General features: G+C 51.3%; 1 protein-coding gene. It reads right to left on the bottom strand.

The genetic code is table 11. The features are described from left to right. Window positions 1–321: 321 nt before the first annotated feature. A partial coding sequence (locus DVK06_RS17730) for an integrase core domain-containing protein (protein WP_147438190.1) occupies window positions 322–452 on the bottom strand: 131 nt, incomplete at its 5' end.

The following is a 452-nucleotide window of genomic DNA, read 5'->3' as shown; positions in this document are numbered from 1 at the left end:
CCTAACCGATTCGCGCCCTGTATGCAGCACAGCCTCAACAAACTATCCGCGACTGAGAACTTCAACAGACCCACTTGTCTGGCAAAGTCGAGGTCAAAATAGGGTATTGCAGGTAACTTCGACACCGACGAGTTCGTCAAGGCTCATCTGGGACCCATTTGTAGCGCTTTTCTCTCGGTTCCTCGTCTGAAGTCCTCTTTTCAGTGTCCAAACCCTGGGAGTCAGATCGCTGGTTCACGCCTTCTCACCGGCGAGTAACCCGCTCGCTCTGTGCTGGGGTGATTCTGAATGTGTGATTTTCATTGCTCAATAGGGCACTGTCTAGTTAGTGACTTTCTCAACCGGCGTTCGTCCGTTGAGCGCTTGATGCGGTCGTTGAAAGTTATAGTATTGCGCAAATTGTATGAACAACTCGCGGACGCTTCCGTGACTGCCCACCCACGAATTATGGA

Source organism: Halorubrum sp. Atlit-28R, assembly GCF_003665955.1.
Classification (GTDB): Archaea; Halobacteriota; Halobacteria; order Halobacteriales; family Haloferacaceae; genus Halorubrum; species Halorubrum tropicale.
The sequence above is the reverse complement of the archived record's forward strand: the minus strand, read 5'-3'. Positions and strand labels throughout refer to the sequence as shown.